Annotated in this window: 2 protein-coding genes; both read left to right on the top strand. The window is 61.2% G+C overall.

Annotated elements, in window-relative coordinates:
• Positions 1–1,178: tyrosine-type recombinase/integrase (locus TRIHO_RS16280; protein ID WP_232367813.1), on the top strand; the 1,178-nt coding region annotated here is incomplete at its 5' end.
• Entirely contained in the window at positions 1,175–3,262 is a 2,088-nt protein-coding gene (locus TRIHO_RS23590; RefSeq protein ID WP_106406201.1) for a tyrosine-type recombinase/integrase, read from the top strand. The genes TRIHO_RS16280 and TRIHO_RS23590, both read left to right, overlap by 4 nt.
• Positions 3,263–3,403 lie beyond the last annotated feature (141 nt).

The raw sequence follows: 3,403 nt of genomic DNA, 5'->3' as shown, positions 1-3,403 counted from the left end.
TCGATTATCTGGACACTTGCGATTTCACCTCCAAGGCTGAAGTTTTCACCTTTTTCCGAGGACCGATTATGCAAGTCACCAGAACTCCAGAGGGGACTGTCCCTCGCTATTTTGTCCGCGACGATGCGGGTAATTCCGTCGAACCGATTCACGATTTCCTCCGTTATCTTGACGCTAGGGGCTCATCCCCGAACACCATTCGCTCCTACGCCTACGACCTGCGGCGCGTGTGGGAGTTCTTTGAAGCCCGAGGGCTCGAGTGGCAGGGCTTCAACATTTCGAACGCCGTCGATCTGATCGCTTACCTGCATGACCGGATCGATATGCGCCCCGGCCGGGGCGCAACCTCGGCTGGCCCGGATCGGCTGTCACCGGCAACGGTCAATCGAGCGCTGGCGGCAATGTCGTCTTTCTGCGACTGGGCGATCATCGCAGGGACGCTGACCCCGCCGAACCCGATGCGGGTCAGCAAGAGTATCAACAAGCCTGCGGTCACTGATCGGCACAGACCGTTCTTTGAAGGCATTTCCCGTCGCTCAGCGAGTGTGCGCGTGATCCGTGTCCGCAGCGTTCACCGCCTGCCTCGCCCGTTGAGCGACGACCAAATCGAACGTCTACTCGCCGAGCTGACCAACCTACGCGATCGCGCCCTTGTGCTGCTGATGCTGCACGGTGGGCTGAGGCCAGGCGAAGCGCTCAGTCTGCATCTCGAGGATATCGCCTATGGGCGGCGGCGCGTGACCGTTCGATGTCGCGCTGACCACCCGAAAGGGGCACGCGGAAAGTCGCGCGTCGAGCGTGTCGTCGACCTCCATGACGGGCAGGCCCTGGATACCATCAGCGCCTATGTCATGCGTGACCGTCCCCGCGAGACAGAGACACCGTTCATCTTTCTCGTCGGAGGAAACGGCACGAGGCGGTCTGAGCCCTTGTCCTATGCCGCGTTGGCAAAAGCCTTCGCGCGAGCGGCGGAACGCGCCGGGGTCAAATCGCCCGGCGTCACACCGCATGCGATGCGACATACCCACGCCACCCGCATGTGGGAAGCCGGCATGCGAGAGCTGACCCTGCAGCGCCGGCTCGGGCATGCGTCGCCGGAATCGACACGCATCTACACACGCGTGTCCGACGCCACAGTGCTCGCCGAGTACAGCCGTGCCATGGGACTGAAGCCATGATAGACCCCTTCCCGAAAGCCCTGATGACGTTTCCGACCGACATCGCGCCGTCGCATAGCGAGGAGGAGGAATACCGCGCATTCCTCGCGGGCCTCGACATGACCCGCAATATGAAGAACCGGTATATCGCTCAACGTCGAGAGTTCGTCGCCGCTTTTCCCGATCTCGCTCTTTGGTGCGAACAACCGCTTGAGGTTCGGCTGGGCCGACTTCACGGAACGTCCGCCTTCACACCTGAACACCCCGCCTCGTTCTGGGCGCGGCAATATCTCTACTACCTCGCCTTCACGGACCGCCTGCGCCTCGACTATGGGTTCCTCCTGTCGATTTCGCCCATGTATGCCGCCCAACTCGCAAATCACCTGGGCATCGATCTGGGCATTCCGGATCTCCGCAAGCGCCAGAAAGCGATGGGGTATCACCAGACGACGCCACAGGGGTCGACCATCTGGGTGGTTTCCCGCATCGCGCTTCATGCCGGCATACGTTCGCCTGAACTTATCACCTCCGATGACCTTGACCTGTTGAACGATGCAATTTCTGCATATGCGGCGTCTTCCCTGATGAAGCGCTTCCATGGCTACGACCCGCAGAAGGCCAAGGCGACCGCCCATTTCTGGCACCGCTATGTCCGACAGACACAGCTTGTACTGCACCACCTCGGCAACGGCATCGCGCGACCGCGAATGACCGCCGACAAGCGCAGGCCTTATGTCTATCCGAGGCCGGATATGGGTGTTTTCATCGAGCGCTGGCTGGAGATCAAGCGCACCAGCCTTTCCAGGGTGACGGTCGACCACTGCGCCGTGTCGCTCCGCCGCTTTGTCGACTTCCTGGTTCGCCACGATCCAAAGATCGAGAAGTTCGCAAATGTCACGTCCGAGGTAATGACCGCCTTCCTGATCGATCTTAGGAGCCAAGTCGGCGCCAGAACCAAGCGTCGATTGTCGATTACCGCCCAAAGATCCCGTGCACTTCATGTCGCGCAATTCCTCAGCGAGGGGGCGGCCTGGGAATGGCCGGATTTCCCGACGCGACCAGTTCTGAACACCCGCGATCTTCCCCGCCTTCCGCAGCGCTTGCCTCGGTATATCCCGGCCGAACAGCTTGGCCCGCTCATGGAAGAGGTCCGCAAGCTTCCATGCGATTTCCAGCGCGCCGCGATTCTGATCGCGCGATGGTCCGGCGCCCGTCGGACAGAGATCGCAAGGTTGCCCGTCGACTGTCTGGACGCCTATCCGGACGGAACGCCACGGCTGCGCATTCCGGCGGGAAAGACCTACAGGGAACGGCTCGTGCCGCTTCACCCTGAGGCTGCTGAAGCTCTTCGCAAGGTCATCGACCTGCGCGCACAGTCGGACGAACGCCCGGTCCCGGATGCCAGAACCGGCCAATACGTCAAGTTGCTCTTCTACCGCCGCGGTGTCGCGATCTCGCCCGACTACCTGTTCAATTATCCACTCAAAGACATCTCTCACCGACTCGGTCTGGTCGATGGAAAAGGGCAGAATCTCATCTCGGCACATCGCTTCCGCCATACGGTCGGCACGGAACTCGCCGAAGGCGGTGCGCGGATGCAGACGATCATGGACGTGCTGGGGCATCAAAGCCCGCACATGTCGATGGTCTATATCCGAGTCAGCGATGAAGCCGTGCTCGCGGACTATCAGGCCGTGTTGAAACCTGATGCGCCGATCGCCGGACCCGCGGCCGAGATCATCCGCAATCAGCGCCTGCCGCAAAGCACGGTCGATTGGCTGAAGTGCAACTTCCTGAAGACCGAGCTCGAACTCGGCCATTGTCTCCGACTGCCGGAAGAAGGTCCCTGCGAATGCGACCTCTATCTGAACTGCGCCAAATTCGTCACCACCCGATCTTATGCGCCGAGGCTGCGAGCGCGCCATCGCCTCGAACTCAATCTGACGGAAGACGCGCGTTGCCGCGGTTGGACACGAGAAATCGAACGGCATTCAGGAATAGCTTCCCGCATCGAACAGCTTCTCGTCGAACTGGGCGAGCCAGTCACAGACGCGGCACAAGAGGTCGGGCAGACGGTCGAAGCGGCACGGAAAATGTCGCGGTAGCCCACAGGTACCTCCCCGCCGCCCGCTCCGCTGCGCGCGTATCCGCGCTACGCGGGCGGCGGGGGCCCTCCTATGGACAACCACGACAAACCCCGGTCGGGAGAACAAAAACAGCTTGATTGTCCGGATAACATCGAACCA

The organism is Tritonibacter horizontis (assembly GCF_001518015.1).
GTDB lineage: Bacteria > Pseudomonadota > Alphaproteobacteria > Rhodobacterales > Rhodobacteraceae > Epibacterium > Epibacterium horizontis.
This window is presented reverse-complemented; position numbering and strand designations above follow the sequence as displayed.

Coding starts and splice junctions, on each gene's coding strand:
- TRIHO_RS23590 (WP_106406201.1), top strand. CDS start 1,175: ATGATAGACCCCTTCCCGAAAGCCCTGATGACGTTTCCGACCGACATC.